Origin of the sequence: Streptomyces sp. NPDC046831, from assembly GCF_040645305.1 — a bacterium.
Taxonomy (GTDB): domain Bacteria; phylum Actinomycetota; class Actinomycetes; order Streptomycetales; family Streptomycetaceae; genus Streptomyces.
On record NZ_JBEYXZ010000005.1, the window covers coordinates 128,686 to 146,555 of the forward strand.

Below are 17,870 nucleotides of genomic sequence, written 5' to 3' on the forward strand. Positions count from 1 at the left end.
GTGTGGGAGGGGCGTTACAGGGGGCGGCCCAGGCCGCGTGAGTGAGGGCCACCGCGTGGGCGAGGACCCTGCCGGAGGCGGCCCATGCCGTGTGGGACGGGCCGTACAGGCGGCGGCCGGTGCCGCACGGGTGAAGGACCTGCGTCGGTGAAGGCCCTGCGGAGGCGGCCGGTGCCGTGTGGGAGGGGCGTTACAGGGGGCGGCCCAGGCCGCGTGAGTGAGGGCCACCGCGTGGGCGAGGACCCTGCCGGAGGCGGCCCATGCCGTGTGGCACGGGCCGTACAGGCGGCGGCCGGTGCCGCACGGGTGAAGGACCTGCGCCGGTGAAGGCCCTGCGGAGGCGGCCGGTGCCGCGTCGACGGCCCGTACAGCGGGGGCCGATGCCGCGTCGGACGGCCCCGTGCGGCGGGGGCCCGCCATCAGGGGGCGACCCAGGCCGCGTGAGTGAGCCTGCTCGGGCGAGGCCCCCGCGTGAGCGAGGGCCCTGCCGGCAGCGGCTGACGCAGCGTGGGCCGCGCCCGGCCCGGGGCGGGCGCGCGGTCGAGCAGCGGGCCTCGCCACCGGAGCACCCCGGGCAGCCGCCGAAGCAGCCGCCGGAGGCGCTACGCAGCCTTCGCCTTCGTGGCGTACATGTCCACGTACTCCTGCCCCGACAGCCGCATCACCTCGGCCATCACCGAGTCGGTGACGGCCCGCAGCACGTAGCGGTCCCGGTCCATCCCCTCGTACCGGGAGAACTCCATCGGCTCGCCGAACCGGACGGTGACCCGGCACGGCCGCGGGATGCCCGCCCCGCTCGGCTGGATCTTGTCGGTGCCGATCATGGCGAACGGGACGACCGGCGCCCCGGTCATCAGCGTCAGTCGCGCGATGCCGGTGCGCCCGCGGTACAGGCGGCCGTCGGGGGAGCGGGTGCCCTCGGGGTAGATGCCGAAGACCTTGCCCTCCTCCAGGATCCGGCGGCCCGTCATCAGCGCGGCGACACCGCCCTTCCCGCCGTCGCGGTCCACCGGAATCATGCCGACCCCGGTGAAGAACCAGGCCATCAGCCGGCCCTTGAGTCCCTTGCCGGTGACGTACTCGTCCTTGCCGATGAAGAGCACCTGACGGTCGCACACCACGGGCAGGATCACCGAGTCGATGAACGTGAGGTGGTTGCCCGCCAGGATGACCGGACCGTCGCCCGGGATACGCTCCGCGCCCTCCACCCGTGGGCGGAACATCAGGCGCATGATCGGGCCGAGCACTGCCTTGATGAGCGCGAACCGGGACAACGTGCCCTCCGGGGTCAAGGGAGCCGATATGAGTCTGTGCAGGTGAGGACGATACTCGCGGCCCGGGGCGGATTGCACATCGGGCACACCGCGTCTTACGCAGTGTTGACCCAGGTTCACCTGCGACGCCACGTCGTCGCATCCCGGTGACCGGGACGGAACGTGTGACGGAGGTCGCGCGCACCGGGCCGGCCGCGTCCACGGGACCGTGTTCCCCGAGCCGGCGCCGCCATGCCCCGGCACCCCGTCACCCGCGCGCTGCCGCGCCGACGCCGCGTCACCTCCCTTCCCCCTCACGACATCCGGTGTCACCCCCGTGTTCCGGCCGGGGTCTCCCGTTCGTCATGCTCACGCCCCTACGATCGGCGCGCACCGGAGGACACCACGGCAGGAGGCGCTCATGGCAACGCAGGAGTCGGACGAGCAGTCGGGCGGAACCGGGCGCCGGGCCCTGCTCTCGGCCGCAGTGCTCGGGGCGGGCGGAGCGGTGCTCGGCCTGCCGCAGGGGGCGGCCGCGGCGGAGAGCGGGAGTGCCCGGCGCGGGCGCGGCGGCCTGAGCAGCCTGCCCGTGCCCACGGTCATCGGCCACCGGGGCGCCAGCGGCTACCGCCCCGAGCACACCTTCGGCTCCTACCAGCTCGCCCTGGACATGGGCGCCCACGTCGTCGAGGCCGGCGACCTGGTGCCCACCAAGGACGGCCACCTGGTCTGCCGGCACGAGCCGGAGATCGGCGGCACCACCGACGTCGCCGACCACCCGGAGTTCGCCGGCCGCAGGACCACCAAGGTCCTCGACGGCGTCCGCACCACCGGCTGGTTCACCGAGGACTTCACCCTCGCGGAGCTGAAGACCCTGCGCGCGGTCGAGCGCATCCCGGCCAACCGCCCGCACAACACCCTCTACAACGGCCGCTGGGAGATCCCCACGTTCGAAGAGGTGCTGCGCTGGCAGGACGAGCAGACCCGCAGGCGCGGCCGGCAGGTGTGGATCTACCCCGAGACCAAGCACCCCACGTACTTCCGCAAGCTGGGCCTCGGCGTGGAGGAGCGGGTGGCCGCGGTGCTGCGCCGGCACGGCAAGGACAGGAAGGACTCGCCGGTCATCCTCCAGTCCTTCGAACCGACCAGCATCCAGCGGCTGAACAGGCTCGTCGGCAACCCCCTCGCCGTCCTGCTGTCCGACGCCGGCAGCCGCCCCTACGACTTCGTCGAGGCGGGCGACCCGCGCACGGTCGCCGACCTCGTCACCCCCGCGGGCCTGCGGGAGATCGCCACGTACGCCCAGGGCATCGGCCCGACCGTCGACCTCGTCATCCCGCGGGGCGCGGACGGCAACCTCACGAAGCCGAGCACCCTCGTGCGCGACGCGCACGCCGCGGGCCTGGTCGTGCACCCCTACACCGTGCGCAACGAGAACCCGTTCCTGCCGCCGGCCTACCGCAGGGGAGGCGACGCGGACGCCTACGGCGACGTCCTCGGCCTGTTCCGGGCGTACTTCGCCACCGGCATCGACGGCATCTTCACCGACAACCCGGACACCGGCCTGCTGGCCCGCGAGGACTTCGTCAACGGCTGAACCGCCCCTCACCGCTCCCGGTGAACCGACGGCCGCCCCGGCAACCCGCGCCGGGGCGGCCGCGTCGTGCTGCACATGACGCACGACCTGCTGATCAGCCTGCGTCCGCTGCTGGCCGCCGAGGCCACGGCGGAGGCGCACGCCACCGCGTCCGAGCCCGGCGACCTGGAGCAGGCGGTCTGGCTCCGCCTGCTGGAACGCCTGGCCGCCGACGACCTGCCGCACGACCCCCACGGCTGGCTGCGCCGGGCGGTCCGCTCGGAGGCGCGCCGCGCACGCCGCACCGCCCGGCGGGAGCGGCCCTACGGCGCGGAGCCCGCCGACGACGGTGAGCGCGGCCCCGAACCCCTCGCCCTGGCCGCCGCACGCGGGCGCGCGCTGCGTGCCGCGGTGCGGCGCCTGCCCGGCCGGTGCCCCCGGCTGCTGGAGGCCCTGCTGTCGCCGAGCGACCTCACGTACCGGGAGATCGCGGGGGAGTTGGGTATCTCACAGGGCAGTCTCGGACCGGAACGCTCCCGATGTCTGGGATGTCTGCGGCGGCTGCTCGCCCAGGAGGTTGCGGCCGGCGAGGCGCGGGGATAGGAGTGGGGACGACAGGTGATCAGGTGAGCGGGAGGCATGCGCACATGGGCATGAGCGTGACCATCTCTGCGGCGACCGCGCAGGACGCGGAGCAGATCTTCAGGCTGCAGTACCTGTGCTTCCAGGGCGAGGCCGCGCTGTACGGCAACTACCGCATCGACCCGCTCGTGCAGAGCCTGGACTCGGTCCGCCGGGAGGTCGCCGAGGACTGCGTGTTCGTGGCGCGGCTGGGCGACGAGGTGGTCGGCTCGGTGCGCGGCCGCGTGGCTGAGGACGGCGCGGCCTCCATCGGCAAGCTCTGCGTCCACCCGCGCCTGCAGGGCCACGGCATCGGCGCCCGCCTGCTGCACGCCGCCGAGTCCGCCCTCGCCGGGCAGCACGGTGCCACCCGGTTCCGTCTGCACACCGGTCACCGCAGCGAGAACAACCTCCGCCTGTACCGCCGCGTCGGCTACCAGAGGGTGGGCACGGCCGAGGGTGCGGACGGCGTCCCGATGATCGTCCTGGAGAAGGCGGCGGGCACGTACGTCGCGACCGCCTGAGCGCCGCACGGCCGTACGACGCCCGGGGCCCGTCCCGGACCGGGCCGCCCCGGCCCGGGCGGAAGCCCTCAGCCGGTCGTCTCCGCCCGCCCGGTCCGCGCCGTGCGCAGCCAGTACATCGCCGACACCGGCAGCAGCACCGGGATGAAGAGGTAGCCCATGCCGTAGTCGGACCAGACGGTGGCGTCCGGGAAGGCGGACGGCTCGACGAGCGTCCACGTCCCCACCGTCAGCACGCCGAGGAGTTCGGCCGCGCAGCACACCAGCGCCGCCCTGCGCGCGGTCTCACCGCCGCGGACCAGGGAGTACGTGATGAAGCCGTAGACGACGCCGGCGACGGCCGACAGCGTGTACGCCAGCGGCGCCCGGCCGAAGTCGGTGGCGATCTGGACGACGGAGCGCGACACCGCGCCGACGACCATCACCCCGTACAGCCATACGAGCAGCATGCCGGGACCGCTGACGAGCCGGGTCCTCGCCGGCTTCTCGCCGGTGGTGGCCATCTCACCCTCCCCAGATGTCGTAGAGCCGTACCTGGAGCACCGCGAGGACGACACCGCCGGCGGCGACCGTCACCGAGCCCCACCGGGTCCGCTCGGCCAGCGACATGAACCCGGCCGCGGGGACGCACGCGAACGCGCCCAGCAGATACGCCACGAAGATCGTCGTGCCCTGCTCCGGCCTCTGGCCCCGCGCCAGCGCCACGATCCCCACCACCAGCTGGATCGTGGCCAGCAGGGTGACCACGGCCATGCCGATGAAGTGCCAGTCCTTGGTCGGCTGGTCACGGTGGGCCGCCCAGCCGCACCAGGCGGCGAGCAGCAGCGCGGCGACGCCGGTCACCAGCGTCAGGACAGCAAGCATGGGGCGACCTTATTACGGGCCAAAAGACCCGACGCGTCCGCCCCCGGCCGGGCGTCCCAGGTCCTGTCCGACCATGCTCGACTCCCTGCCCGCCGACCGGTGGGCCGTCGTCACCTCGGCCACCCGGCGGCTGGCCGAGGCCCGCCTCGACGCCGTCGGCATCCTGCCCAAGACGCTCGTCGCCGCCGAGGACGTCACCCGGGGCAAGCCCGACCCCGAGCCCCATCTGCTCGCCGCCCGCGCGCTGGGGGCCGACCCGGCCCGCTGTGTGGTCTTCGAGGACGCGCCCGCGGGGCTGCGCGCCGGGCGCGCAGCCGGCATGACGACCGTGGCCTTGGCCACAACCCACCGGGCCGGCGAACTCGACGCCGACCTGGTGGTGGAGGACCTGTCGGTCCTGTCCGCGCTGGTCGACGGCGCGGAGATCGAGATCTCCGTCCGCCGCTGAGCGGTGTCCACGGCTGTCCAGCATGCGGACGGCCGGGTTCGGTCAGGACCGTCCGTCTGCTTTACTGATGCGCATGACCACGACGAGTGACCGCACCCCTGCGACCGAGGCGACCATGACGCCCGGTGCTCGTTGTCTGTGTCCTGCGCGTCGAATGTGCGCCTGCTAGAGGGCCCCTGCACCACCTGAGCCTCGCGCCCCGAAGCGAGAGCCCGCTCGTGTCCGCCACGCGTCCGGCCGTCCGGCCGGCGCGCGGTCGAGCCCCCGCCCCGCGCGCACGCTTCTCCCGGACTGTCCGCCGGCGAGGAAGCCGTGCTGCGTTCTGGCTGCCACGACCATGAACGCCGTGCCGGCGCCCACGACGCGCCGCGCACTCGACAGTGACGGAAACCCACGTGATCACCACATCGGGCCTGACCAAGGTCTACCGCTCCCGCGGCCGCGAGGTCACCGCCCTGGACGGCGTCGACCTGCACGTCCGCGAAGGCGAGGTGTACGGCGTCATCGGCCAGTCCGGTGCCGGCAAGTCCTCCCTCATCCGCTGCGTCAACCTGCTGGAGCGCCCCACCTCCGGCACGGTCACCGTCGCCGGCCAGGACCTGACGGCCCTCGCCGGGCGCGGCCCGCGGGCCGGCAAGGAGCTCCGCCGGGCGCGCAGCCACATCGGCATGGTCTTCCAGCACTTCAACCTGCTGTCCTCGCGGACGGTCAAGGACAACGTCGAGCTGCCGCTGGAAATCCTCGGCAAGTCCGGGAAGGAACGTTCCCGCAGGGCTCTCGAGCTGCTCGACCTCGTCGGCCTCGCCGACAAGGCCGGCGCCTACCCCGCCCAGCTGTCCGGCGGGCAGAAGCAGCGCGTCGGCATCGCCCGCGCCCTCGCCGGCGACCCCCAGGTGCTCCTGTCCGACGAGGCCACCAGCGCCCTCGACCCGGAGACCACCCGCTCCATTCTGCAGCTGCTGCGCGACCTCAACCGGCAGCTCGGCCTGACCGTCCTGCTCATCACCCACGAGATGGACGTCGTCAAGAGCATCTGCGACTCGGCCGCCCTGATGGAGAAGGGCCGCATCGTCGAGTCCGGCACCGTCGGCGAGCTGCTCGCCACCCCGGGATCCCAGCTCGCCTCCGCGCTGTTCCCGGTCGGCGGCGAGGCCACCGGCGCCGAGCGCACCGTCGTGGACGTCACCTTCCACGGCGAGGCCGCCACCCGGCCGGTCATCTCGCAGCTGTCGCGCACCTACAACATCGACATCTCGATCCTCGGCGCCGCCATCGACACCGTCGGCGGCCTCCAGGTCGGCCGCATGCGCATCGAACTGCCGGGCCGCTACGAGGACAACGTCGTGCCGATCGGCTTCCTGCGCGAACAGGGACTGCAGATCGACGTCGTCGGCAACCCGGCCCACGACGCCCCTCTGGTGAAGGAGGCCGCCAAGTGACCTCGACCGACTTCGCGACGATGCAGCCGCTGCTGGCCCAGGCGTGTTGGGACACCCTCTACATGGTCGGCTGGTCCACGCTGGTCGCCGTCGTCGGCGGCCTGCCGCTCGGCGTCCTGCTCGTCCTCACCGACCGGGGCGGCCTGCTGCAGAACCTCACCGCCAACAAGGTCATCGGGCAGGTCGTGAACATCGCCCGCTCGATGCCGTTCATCATCCTGATGGTCGCCCTGATGGGCTTCACCCGGTCGGTCACCGGGACGACCATCGGCCGTGAGGCCGCGATCGTGCCACTGGCCATCGGGGCCATCCCCTTCTTCGCACGGCTCGTCGAGACGGCCGTCCGCGAGGTCGACGGCGGGCTCGTCGAGGCCGTGCAGGCCATGGGCGGCAACACCTGGACCGTCGTGCGCAAGGTGCTCGTCCCCGAGTCCCTGCCGTCGCTGATCTCCAGCACCACCACCACGATCGTGGCGCTCATCGGCTACTCCGCCATGGCCGGCACCGTCGGCGCCGGCGGCCTCGGCGACATCGCCATCCGCTACGGCTACCAGCGCTTCGAGACCGGACTGATGTGGATCACCGTGGCGATCCTCGCCGTCGTCATCTCGCTCATCCAGTTCGCCGGCGACTGGGCGGCCCGCTCGCTGCACGACCGCGGCGGCCGCTCCGGCCCGGCGCCGAAGCTGCGGCTGCTGAAGGCGAAGGAGCCGGCCGCCGCCGACGTCAGCAAGGTCGCCTGAGCCTCCCGCACCCCCCGACTCCCCGTTCACCCACAACGGGGCCGCACCACCCAAGGAAAGGCACTTTTCGTGCGTAACACCGCCAAGATCACCACCGCCGTCCTCGCCGCCGGAGCCCTCACCTTCGGGCTCAGCGCCTGCGGCTCGGGCTCGGACTCCGCCAAGGCCGACGCCGACGCCACCCTGACCGTCGCCGCCAGCCCGACCCCGCACGGCGAGATCCTCACCTACGTGAAGGACAACCTCGCCAAGAAGGCCGGCCTCAAGCTGGAGGTCAAGGAGTTCACCGACTACGTGACCCCCAACACGGCCGTCCAGCAGGGCCAGGTCGACGCCAACTACTTCCAGCACAAGCCCTACCTCGACGACTTCAACAAGAAGAACGGCACCGACATCGTGCCGGTCCCGGGCGGCACCGTGCACCTGGAGCCCCTCGGCGTCTACTCCCAGAGCGTCAAGAAGCTCGCGGACCTCAAGAAGGGCGCCAGTGTCGCCCTGCCGAACGACACCACCAACGAGGCCCGCGCGCTGAAGCTGCTGGAGGCCAACGGCCTGATCAAGCTGAAGACGAGCGCCGGGTACGCGGCGACCCCGAAGGACGTCACGTCCAACCCGAAGAACCTGTCCTTCAAGGAGCTGGAGGCGGCGCAGCTGCCCCGTTCCCTCGGTGACGTCGACGCCGCGGTGATCAACGGCAACTACGCCCTGGAGGCCGAGCTCAGCCCGGCCAAGGACGCCCTCGCCGCCGAGTCCGCGACGAACAACCCGTACGCCAACTTCCTCGCCGTGAAGAAGGGGAACGAGAACGACCCGCGGGTCGAGAAGCTGGTGAAGCTGCTGACCTCCCCCGAGGTCAGGAAGTTCATCGAGGACAAGTACCAGGGCGCGGTCGTCCCGGCCTTCTGATCCCCCGCGAGGCGGCCCACGCCGGTCCGCTTCCCGGCGGGTGGGGGCACCCCCACCCGCCGGGGCGGCGGGGAGGGCCCCGTGGTGCGGCCAAGTGCCTGCATGCTGCATGCTGGGCAGTTCAGCAGGACTGCAGGTATTCCGAAGGTTACGGAGCGGCGCATGACGAGCACCTTCCCCAACGTCTCCATCAGCACGGAGCGGTTGGTACTGCGCCCCTTCGAGGAGCCGGACGTCGAGGCGTTCACCGAGATGATGAACGACGAGCTCGTCACCGCGTGGACTGCCGTCCCCCAGCCCTACACCGAGGCCCACGCCCGCGCCTGGATCACCGAACTCGCCCCCGCCGAACGCGCCGAGGGCCGCGGCATCGTCTTCGCGGTCACCGAGTTCCTCACCCAGCGCCTGGTGGGCACGGTCCACCTGCGCCACACCGACTGGCGGGTGCGCTCCACCGAGATCGCCTACGTCGTCGCCCCCTGGGCCCGCGGCGAGGGCTACGCCTGCGAGGCCGCCCTGGCCACCGCCCGGTGGCTGTTCCACGACCAGCGGTTCGAACGCCTGGAACTGCGCACCGCCGCCGACAACACCGCCTCCCAGCAGGTCGCCCAGAAGATCGGCTGCATCAGCGAGGGAGTCCTGCGCGGCGCCTGGATAGCGCGCGCCCGCGGCCGCGACGGCCGGTGGACCGACGTCCGCACCGACCTCATCGTCTGGAGCCTGCTGCCCGAGGACCTGGAGGGCGTGGGTGAGCAACTGGCCGACACGGGTGGTTTCACCTCGTTCTCCGACTGGAACTGAACCGGGGCCGGGACCGGCGCCGACACGTCCGGACGCGGCGCGCGCCCGCCCTGCGCCGAGTCGTACAACCCGACCAGGTACTCTCACGAGGCCCGGTGCGGGCGCTGTCCCTGACGACCTGCGAAAACCCCTGGGAGACTGACGACGATGGCCGACCGGGTCACGGTGATCGGCTGGGACGGTTCGCCGCTGACCGACGCGGCGCGCTCCGCTCTCTCGGCCGCGACCCTGGTGGCGGGCGCCGCCCACCACCTGGCGCTCCCCGAGATCCCCGGCACCGCAGAGCGCGTCCGCCTCGGCAGCCCCGCCCTCGCCGCGCGCCGCATCGCCGCCCACCGCGGCACCGCCGTGGTGCTCGCCGACGGCGACCCGGGTTTCTTCGGGGTGGTGCGGACCCTGCGCGCCCCCGAGTTCGGCCTGGAGGTCGAGGTCGTCCCCGCCGTCTCCTCGGTCGCGGCCGCCTTCGCCCGCGCCGGCATGCCCTGGGACGACGCGCAGGTGGTCGTCGCCCACCCGCGCACCCTGCGGCGCGCGGTCAACGTGTGCCGCGCCCACAGCAAGGTCGCCGTCCTGACGGCCCCCGGTGCCGGGCCGGCCGAACTCGGCCTCCTCCTCGACGGGGTGCATCGCACCTTCGTCATCTGCGAGGAACTCGGCACCGAACGCGAGCAGGTCAGCGTCGTCACCTCCGACAAGGCGGCCGACCACACCTGGCGCGACCCGAACGTCGTCATCGTCATCGGCGGCCCCGTCCCCGGCGCCGAGGACGGCGGCTGGATCGCCGGCCGCGACCCCGGCGCCGGACCACGCGGCTGGACCCAGCCCGCCGAGGTGTACGGCGACGGCCTCGGCGAGGGCGAGACGGACCTGCTCCGCGCGGCCCAGCTCGCCCGCCTCGGGCCGCGCGTCGGCGACCTGGTGTGGGACATCGGCTGCGGCAGCGGCGCGTTCGCCACCGAGGCCGCGCGCGGCGGCGCCGCCGTCATCGCCGTCGACCAGGACGCGGAGGCCTGTGCCCGCACCGAGGCGGCCGCCCGCCGCTTCGGCGTCCACCTCCAGATCGTGCGCGGCACCGCCCCGCACGTCCTGGAGAACCTGCCCGAACCGGACGTCGTCCGGGTCGGCGGCGGGGGAGCGGTCGTCGTCTCCGCGGTCGCCGACCGGCGCCCGCAGCGCATCGTCGCGCACGCGGTGAACCGCGACGTGGCCGAACTCGTCGGCCGCGACCTCACCGAGCACGGCTACCGGGTCGAGTGCGCGCTGCTGCAGTCCGTGGAACTCGACACGCGGGCCTGGACGGAGACGGAGCGGAGCGTCGCGTTCCTGCTCACCGGGGTTCTACCGGATCGTGCCCCGTGATCGGTTTGTCGTACTGCGCGCGGTAGGCTGGCCGATCGTTGTACCGCACCGGGCACCCGGTGCTTCGTCGGGCAATGTCCGAAAAAGCGCGCCCGTTACGGGTGGGGGTGCTGCGGTACGGCACAACCGGAGGACGCGCAACGTGGCGCAGTCCACAGCGGGCCGTCGCGGATCAAGGTGTCGCGGCGGCGGAACGACCGCGAGAATGCCACTCAATGGCTTTGTCGCTTTTTACGCCGGGTCGTTCGTGCCGCTGGGGACGGACGCTCGTTCTTCACTGCGGGGCGGTCGGTGCGCCGTTCCCGGTGAGCTGGTCGTGGAAGCACTGAATCGATGGGCGAGGGGTACGCATGACCGACACCGGCCAGGTCCCGGGCGACGGGCTGCCGGAGAACGCAGGCATGGTGGAACAGCCGAGCGTCCCCGCACACGGCGTGTACACCTACCTCGCCGAGACTCCCGCCGAGGACGAGGACCTGCTGCTGCCGGGCTCGCACGGCGCGTGGGGCAACGAGGTGGCCCCGCCCGCGCCGGAGCCCGTCGTCGAGGCCGTCCACGAGCCGGGCCCGCACGAGGTGTCCGGCCGTGACAGCCAGGCCGTCGACCTCGGCGCCGTCCGCCACCCCACCCCGGCGCCCACACCGCCCGTCACTCCCGCGGCGCCCACGCCTCCGCGCCGGCCGCTGCACCTCGGCCCGCCCATCCCGGACACCTCCGCGAGCCCGGTCCGCTCCCTCGCCGACCGCGGCCCCGCCGGTGCGCCGGTACGCCACGCCGCGCCGCCGGCCGCCGGCCCCGAGTACCTCGACGTCCCGCAGGCGTACGAGACGGCGCCGCGGGGCGCGGCGCCCTGGGGCGCCCAGGCCCCGGCGGCGACGGCCGCAGCCGCCCCGGCGGACCGGCGGGATCCGGCCGCGGAAGCGGTCGTACCCGCCGACGGCCCGGGCGGAGCCGCCCAGGCCGCCGTGGCGCGGCTGACCGCCCGGACCGGCGGGCCGGCCCCCGTGGCCCCGTACGCCGCCGACGGCGGTCCGCTGCCGCAGGAGCCCGAAGCGGCCCGGAGCGCACAGGCGGCTGACGGCGGATCGGCCGCCGCGCCCGGCCACGCGCCGGAGGACGCCCACGACCCGACGGGCGGTCAGGTGCCCGAGCCGGCCGAGGGACTCGGGGGAGCCCTCCCGCTGACGGTGGGCCAGGAGCCCGCGGGTCAGGCGCCGCTGACGGTCGCCGACGGTCAGGTGCCCGAGGGCGGGCACGTCGCGCAGGACGCCTTCGTGGCCGAGGAAGCCGGTGAAGTCGCCGCGACCGGACGGTCCGAGGACGACGCGGCGTGGGCCGCGGAGGCGGCTGGGGCGGCTGACGGGGCCGGGCAGGCCCAGGCCGCCGGAGCAGTCCTGGCACCCGCTCCCGAGGCCGGGAACGAGGGCACGTACGCGGAGGACGCCCCTGCTCCCGCCGCCGACGCGGGCGAGCCGGCCGGCGCCCCGGAGGCCGGTCACGTCCTGGAGGCCGGCGAGCTTCCGGCCGTGGCACCCGCCGACCCGGCCACCGGGGACGGGCAGACACACGGCGCCGGCACCGTGGTGCAGGCCGCCGGGGCTCAGCAGTCCGAAACCGTCACCGAGCCCCAGGCCGCCGCCGAAGTCGAGGCCGCTGCCGGGCCCGGGGCCGCGGAGACCTCCGCCGACCCCGAGGTGCCCGGGGCCGCGCCCGCTTCGGCGGAGGCCACTGCCGTCTCCTCCGCCGACCCCGAGGTGCCCGGGGCCGCGCCCGCTTCGGCGGAGGCCACTGCCGTCTCCTCCGCCGACCCCGCCCCCGAGGCCGGGACCGCGGCGGCGGACGCCGTGCCGGCCCCGGCCGCCGCCGGTGACGCGGTCCCTGCCGGCGGCGTCGCGCCGCCCGCCGGCGAGGGAGCCGTGGCCGTCCAGCCGACCCACCCGGCGGCCGACGCCGGGCACGCCGTCGCCCAGGGGCCGCAGCTCGCGCAGGCCCGGTCGGTGGACCTCGCGGCGCAGCAGGCGCCCGCGCCCGAGGCACAGCCGCCGGCGGCCAACCCGCAGGACGCAGCGCCGCTTCCCGGCGCCCCCGAGCCCCACGTCGTCGACCCCGCCCTCCGGGGCGCGAACGGTGCGGCCGCGGAGGCCGCGCCCGCCTCCGCGGACGCGAGCACCGGCCCCGTGCAGCAGAACGCCGCCGAGGGTGAGGCCACGCCCGAGGCCACCGCCGCCGAGGGTGAGGCCACGCCCGAGGCCACCGCCCCCGCGCCCGGAGCGGAGCCCGCCGCCGTGCCCGCGGGGGAGCCCGGCCCGGCGCCCGCCGCAGCCCCCGGCACCGAGCCCGGTGAACCGCTGGCCGCCCTCCCCGCCGACGCCCCGCACCCCGGGGACCGGACCGCCGCGGACCCGCAGCCCGCCGAACCGGCAGCGGCGCCGGACGAGCCCTCCGAACCGGCCGCAGCAGACCCGTCGGGCCCCGCCGCCGTGGACTCGTCGGGCCCCGCCGCCGTGCATCCGGCGGACCCCGCCGCCGGAGCCGGAGCGCCCGCGGCCGACGCCCCCGCCCCCGGGAAACCGGAAGCGGTGACGGCCGGTCAGGCGCCGGGCCACCCGGACCCCACGGCCTCCCTGCCGGGCGACCCGGGCCGGACAGCCCCGCTGCCCGGCGGTCTCCCGCTCCAGCCCGAGCCCGGTCGGACGCTCGGCCGGTTCGTGCCGGTGGAGGGCTCGGTGCCCACCACCCCGCACCTGGCGCCCACCCCGCCGCACCCCGTCACCGTCCCCGGGCAGCACCAGCCCGCCGACGCCCCCGCAGTGCCGGCGGAGCCGGCCGCCCAGCAGGACGGTGCCCGGGAGCCCGTGGCCGCCGTCCCCGCGCCCCGCGGGGCCGACACCGCTCCGGCCGCCCCCGGCGAGGAGCCCGAACCCGTCGTCGAGCAGCGCGCGGACGACCTCGACACACAGGTCGCCCACCAGGAAGAGAGCACGGCCGCCGTGGCAGAAGCACCTCAGTCCACCGGTCCGGCCGCGCCCGGCTACGACGAGGCCGAGCGCGAGGCCGTGCTCAAGGTCATGCGCGAGCGCCGCGACATCCGCAACGGCTTCCGCAGCGACCCCATCCCGCACGAGGTGCTGCTGCGTGTGCTGGAGGCCGCCCACACGGCCCCGTCCGTGGGCCACTCCCAGCCCTGGGACTTCGTCGTCATCCGCTCCGCCGAGACCCGGCAGGCCATGCACGAGCTGGCCATGCGTCAGCGTGAGGCGTACGCCAAGTCGCTGCCGAAGGGCCGGGCGAAGCAGTTCAAGGAGCTGAAGATCGAGGCCATCCTCGACACGCCCGTGAACATCGTGGTCACCGCCGACCCGACCCGCGGCGGCCGGCACACCCTGGGCCGCCACACGCAGCCGCAGATGGCGCCCTACTCCTCGGCGCTCGCGGTGGAGAACCTCTGGCTCGCCGCCCGCGCCGAGGGCCTCGGCGTCGGCTGGGTCAGCTTCTTCGACGAGCGCGAGATGGTCCGCGTCCTCGGCCTGCCCGAGCACCTGGAGGTCGTCGCCTACCTGTGCGTCGGGTACGTCGACGAGTTCCCGGACGAGCCCGAGCTGATGCAGGCCGGCTGGTCCAAGCGCCGCCCGCTGTCGTGGGTCGTGCACGAGGAGACGTACGGCCGCCGCGCCCTGCCCGGCGAGGACCCGCACGACCTGCTCGCCGAGACCGTCGCCGGCATCCGCCCGCTGGACGCCAAGGCGCTCGGGGAGGCCTGGGAACGGCAGAAGCGGATGACCAAGCCCGCGGGCGCGCTCGGCATGCTGGAGATCATCTCCGCGCAGCTGTCCGGGCTGTCCCGCCAGTGCCCGCCGCCGATCCCCGAGCCCGCCGCCGTCGCGATCTTCGCCGGCGACCACGGGGTGCACGCCCAGGGCGTCACCCCCTGGCCGCAGGAGGTCACCGCCCAGATGGTGGCCAACTTCCTCGGCGGGGGAGCGGTCTGCAACGCCTTCGCCGGGCAGGTGGGCGCGGAGGTGTGCGTCGTCGACGTCGGTGTCGTCGCCGACCTGCCCGCGACACCGGGCCTGCTGCCCCGCAAGGTCCGGGCCGGCACCTCGGACATGACGACCGGTCCCGCGATGACCCGCGAGGAGGCCAAGAAGGCCATCGAGGTGGGCATCGAGACCGCCCGCGACCTGGTCGCGGCGGGCAACAAGGCGCTCCTGACCGGTGAGATGGGCATCGCCAACACCACCGCGTCCGCGGCGCTGATCGCCGTCTACACCGGCGCCGACCCGGCCGAGGTCACGGGCCGGGGCACCGGCATCAACGACGAGACGCTCGCCCGCAAGACCGAGGTCGTCCGGCGCGCCCTCGAACTGCACCGGCCGGACCCGGCGGACCCCATCGGCGTCCTCGCCGCGATCGGCGGGTTCGAGCACGCCGCGATGGTCGGCCTCCTCCTCGGCGGCGCCTCCCTGCGCACGCCGGTGATCCTGGACGGCGTCAGCGCCGGCGCGGCCGCGCTGGTCGCCCGGGCCATCGCCCCGGAGGTCCTCGCGGCCTGCATCGCCGGCCACCGCAGCGCCGAGCCCGGGCACGTGGCCGCGCTCAACAAGCTGGGCCTGCGCCCCCTGGTCGACCTCGACCTGCGGCTGGGCGAGGGCACCGGCGCGCTGCTGGCCCTGCCGCTGGTGCAGAGCACGGCGCGCGCCATGCACGAGGTGGCGACGTTCGACTCGGCCGGCGTCACCGAGAAGTAGTCCGCGGCGGGGGTGGGGTGCGCCACTGGGCGCCCCGCCCCACCCCCGCCCCGCCGTACCCTGAAGCAATCTCTAGAATGCGCACGTCAGGGCTGCTCCAGAGCCGTAGCGCCCATGCGTACCGCCGCGACGAGGAGCCCACCTCACATGGCCGAACACCCTGCCTACCCCGTAGGCCTCCGCCTCCTGGGCCGCCGCGTGGTCGTCCTCGGCGGCGGCCAGGTCGCCCAGCGCCGCCTCCCGGCCCTGGTCGCCTCGGGCGCGGACGTCCTGCTGGTCTCCCCCGAGGCCACCCCCTCCGTCGAGGCCATGGCCGACGCCGGCGAGATCACCTGGGAGCGGCGCCCCTACGCCGAGGGCGACCTGGCCGAGGCCTGGTACGCGCTGATCGCCACCAGCGACCCCCGGGCCAACGCCGCCGCCTCCGCCGAGGCGGAGCGCCACCGCGTGTGGTGCGTCCGCTCCGACGACGCCGACGCGGCGACCGCCTGGACCCCCGCGACCGGTCACAGCGAGGGCGTCACCGTCGCCGTCCTGACCTCCGACGCCAAGGACCGCGACCCGCGCCGCACCGCCGCCATCCGCGACGCGGTCGTCGAGGGGCTGCGCGACGGCACCCTCGTCGCCCCGCACCACCGCACCCGCACCCCCGGCGTCGCCCTCGTCGGCGGCGGTCCCGGCGACCCCGACCTGATCACGGTCCGCGGACGCCGGCTGCTCGCCGAGGCCGACGTCGTCATCGCCGACCGCCTCGGCCCGCGTGACCTGCTGGCCGAACTGCCGCCGCACGTCGAGGTGATCGACGCGGCGAAGATCCCCTACGGGCGCTACATGGCCCAGGAGGCCATCAACGACGCCCTCGTCGAGCACGCCAAGCAGGGCAAGTCGGTCGTCCGGCTCAAGGGCGGCGACCCCTACGTCTTCGGCCGGGGCATGGAGGAACTGCACGCGCTCGCCGAGGCCGGCATCCCCTGCACCGTCGTGCCCGGCATCTCCAGCTCCATCTCGGTCCCCGGCGCCGCCGGCATCCCGGTCACCCACCGCGGGGTCGCCCACGAGTTCACCGTGGTCAGCGGGCACGTCGCCCCGGACGACGAGCGTTCCCTGGTCGACTGGCCGAGCCTGGCGAAGCTCACCGGCACGCTCGTGATCCTCATGGGCGTCGACAAGATCGGGAAGATCGCCGAGACGCTGGTCGCCCACGGCAGGCCCGCGGACACGCCGGTCGCCCTCGTCCAGGAGGGCACGACGGCCGCGCAGCGGCGGGTCGACGCCACCCTCGCGACGGTCGCCGAGACCGTGCGCACCGAGGAGGTGCGGCCGCCGGCCGTCATCGTCGTCGGCGAGGTCGTCCGGGTCGGCCCGGACGCCGGGTGACCCGGGCGACCTCCCCTTTTCCGAGCCGTAGGCACCCCTCCAGGACAAGGCAGCATCACCCCGTGGCCGATCCCATCACCGTCGAGGACCCCGACGACCCGCGCCTGCACGACTACACGGGCCTGACCGACGTCGAGCTGCGCCGCCGGCGTGAACCCGCCGAGGGCCTGTTCATCGCCGAGGGCGAGAAGGTCGTCCGCCGGGCCCTGGACGCCGGGTACGCCCTGCGTTCCATGCTGCTGTCCGCCAAGTGGGTCGACGTCATGCGGGACGTCATCGACGCCTCGCCGGCGCCCGTGTACGTCGTCGAACCCGACCTCGCCGAGCGGGTCACCGGCTACCACGTGCACCGCGGCGCCCTCGCCTCCATGCAGCGCAAGCCGCTGCCCGCGGCGGCGGAGCTGCTCGGCGGCGCCCGCCGGGTCGCCGTCATGGAGTCGGTCAACGACCACACCAACATCGGCGCGATCTTCCGCTCCGCCGCCGCCCTCGGCATGGACGCGGTCCTGCTCTCACCGGACTGCGCCGACCCCCTGTACCGCCGCAGCGTCAAGGTCTCCATGGGCGCGGTCTTCTCCGTCCCGTACGCCCGCCTCGACGTCTGGCCCCGGGGACTGGACGCCGTCCGCGAGGCCGGGTTCACGCTGCTGGCCCTCACCCCGGACGAGCAGGCCCGGGCCCTGGACGAGGTCGCCCCGCACACGATGGACCGGGTCGCCCTGATGCTCGGCGCCGAGGGCCAGGGCCTGTCGCGCCGGGCCCTGGCCGCCGCCGACATCTGGGTCCGCATCCCCATGTCCCACGGCGTCGACTCCCTCAACGTGGGCGCCGCGGCCGCCGTCGCCTTCTACGCCGTCGCGACGGGCCGCCCGGGGGCGTGACCACGGCGCGGGTGTGCGATGCCGCGCGAGGCGGTGGGGCGGTCGTCGCTGTGCGGGGATGGCGGCTGCCGTCGTCACGTAGGCGGTGGCGACGGGCGTCCGGGGCTGACCGGGGCGCGGGTGTGCGATGCCGCGCGAGGCGGTGGGGCGGTCGTCGCTGTGCGGGGATGGCGGCTGCCGTCGCTTGTGCGCGGTGGCGGCGGGTTGTCCGGGGCTGACCGGGGCGCGGGTGTGCGATGCCGCGCGAGGCGGTGGGGCGGTCGTCGCTGTGCGGGGATGGCGGCTACTGTCGTCACGTAGGCGGTGGCGACGGGGCGTCCGGGGCTGACC

14 protein-coding genes and 1 pseudogene are annotated in these 17,870 nt (G+C 74.7%); 12 read left to right on the forward strand and 3 right to left on the reverse strand.

Annotation, left to right across the window (positions count from 1 at the left end):
* Positions 1 to 602: 602 nt before the first annotated feature.
* Positions 603 to 1,274: a lysophospholipid acyltransferase family protein gene (locus ABZ920_RS07020; RefSeq protein ID WP_361499626.1), complete on the reverse strand. Its 672-nt coding sequence runs from the start codon at positions 1,272 to 1,274 to the stop codon at positions 603 to 605.
* 400 nt (positions 1,275 to 1,674) lie between these two features.
* On the opposite strand from ABZ920_RS07020, the gene ABZ920_RS07025 reads away from it, so the two are divergent.
* The 3 genes from ABZ920_RS07025 to ABZ920_RS07035 all read left to right on the forward strand — a co-directional run bounded on the left by ABZ920_RS07025 (position 1,675) and on the right by ABZ920_RS07035 (position 3,974).
* Entirely contained in the window at positions 1,675 to 2,850 is a 1,176-nt protein-coding gene (locus ABZ920_RS07025) for a glycerophosphodiester phosphodiesterase (protein ID WP_361499628.1), read from the forward strand.
* Between the two features lie 75 nt (positions 2,851 to 2,925).
* Positions 2,926 to 3,432 carry a sigma-70 family RNA polymerase sigma factor gene (locus ABZ920_RS07030; RefSeq protein ID WP_361499630.1) on the forward strand — a complete coding sequence of 169 codons (507 nt, stop codon included), beginning with the start codon at positions 2,926 to 2,928 and terminating at the stop codon, positions 3,430 to 3,432.
* Positions 3,433 to 3,476: 44 nt separating this feature from the next.
* Positions 3,477 to 3,974, forward strand: a complete 498-nt coding sequence (locus ABZ920_RS07035; RefSeq protein WP_361499914.1) for a GNAT family N-acetyltransferase — start codon at positions 3,477 to 3,479, stop codon at positions 3,972 to 3,974.
* Positions 3,975 to 4,042: 68 nt separating this feature from the next.
* Here the strand turns inward: ABZ920_RS07035 and ABZ920_RS07040 are convergent, their stop codons facing one another.
* Together ABZ920_RS07040 and ABZ920_RS07045 are read right to left on the reverse strand one after the other, a co-directional pair.
* Complete coding sequence (locus ABZ920_RS07040) at positions 4,043 to 4,477, reverse strand: hypothetical protein (RefSeq protein WP_361499632.1); 435 nt, start codon at positions 4,475 to 4,477, stop codon at positions 4,043 to 4,045.
* Between the two features lies 1 nt (position 4,478).
* Positions 4,479 to 4,838: a hypothetical protein gene (locus ABZ920_RS07045; protein WP_361499634.1), complete on the reverse strand. Its 360-nt coding sequence runs from the start codon at positions 4,836 to 4,838 to the stop codon at positions 4,479 to 4,481.
* 76 nt (positions 4,839 to 4,914) lie between these two features.
* On the opposite strand from ABZ920_RS07045, the pseudogene ABZ920_RS07050 reads away from it, so the two are divergent.
* From ABZ920_RS07050 to ABZ920_RS07090, 9 genes and pseudogenes are all read left to right on the forward strand, one after another.
* Positions 4,915 to 5,286 (forward strand): annotated as a pseudogene (locus tag ABZ920_RS07050) (HAD-IA family hydrolase); the annotation flags it as partial.
* A gap of 395 nt (positions 5,287 to 5,681) precedes the next feature.
* Positions 5,682 to 6,725, forward strand: a complete 1,044-nt coding sequence (locus ABZ920_RS07055) for an ATP-binding cassette domain-containing protein (RefSeq protein ID WP_361499636.1) — start codon at positions 5,682 to 5,684, stop codon at positions 6,723 to 6,725.
* Positions 6,726 to 6,745: 20 nt separating this feature from the next.
* Positions 6,746 to 7,468, forward strand: a complete 723-nt coding sequence (locus ABZ920_RS07060) for a methionine ABC transporter permease (RefSeq protein WP_361499916.1) — start codon at positions 6,746 to 6,748, stop codon at positions 7,466 to 7,468.
* A 69-nt stretch (positions 7,469 to 7,537) separates the two neighbouring features.
* Positions 7,538 to 8,374 (forward strand): MetQ/NlpA family ABC transporter substrate-binding protein, encoded by an 837-nt coding sequence (locus tag ABZ920_RS07065; RefSeq protein ID WP_361499638.1) that lies wholly within the window; start codon positions 7,538 to 7,540, stop codon positions 8,372 to 8,374.
* Positions 8,375 to 8,536: 162 nt separating this feature from the next.
* Positions 8,537 to 9,175 (forward strand): GNAT family N-acetyltransferase, encoded by a 639-nt coding sequence (locus ABZ920_RS07070; RefSeq protein ID WP_361499640.1) that lies wholly within the window; start codon positions 8,537 to 8,539, stop codon positions 9,173 to 9,175.
* Between the two features lie 147 nt (positions 9,176 to 9,322).
* The gene (cbiE, locus tag ABZ920_RS07075) at positions 9,323 to 10,534 is read left to right on the forward strand and encodes a precorrin-6y C5,15-methyltransferase (decarboxylating) subunit CbiE (RefSeq protein WP_361499642.1); all 1,212 of its coding nucleotides are present in this window, start codon (positions 9,323 to 9,325) and stop codon (positions 10,532 to 10,534) included.
* A gap of 350 nt (positions 10,535 to 10,884) precedes the next feature.
* Entirely contained in the window at positions 10,885 to 15,282 is a 4,398-nt protein-coding gene (gene cobT, locus ABZ920_RS07080) for a nicotinate-nucleotide--dimethylbenzimidazole phosphoribosyltransferase (protein WP_361499644.1), read from the forward strand.
* Positions 15,283 to 15,429: 147 nt separating this feature from the next.
* Positions 15,430 to 16,659: a uroporphyrinogen-III C-methyltransferase gene (gene cobA / locus ABZ920_RS07085; protein ID WP_361499646.1), complete on the forward strand. Its 1,230-nt coding sequence runs from the start codon at positions 15,430 to 15,432 to the stop codon at positions 16,657 to 16,659.
* 62 nt (positions 16,660 to 16,721) lie between these two features.
* Entirely contained in the window at positions 16,722 to 17,540 is an 819-nt protein-coding gene (locus ABZ920_RS07090) for an RNA methyltransferase (protein ID WP_361499648.1), read from the forward strand.
* Positions 17,541 to 17,870: the final 330 nt, after the last annotated feature.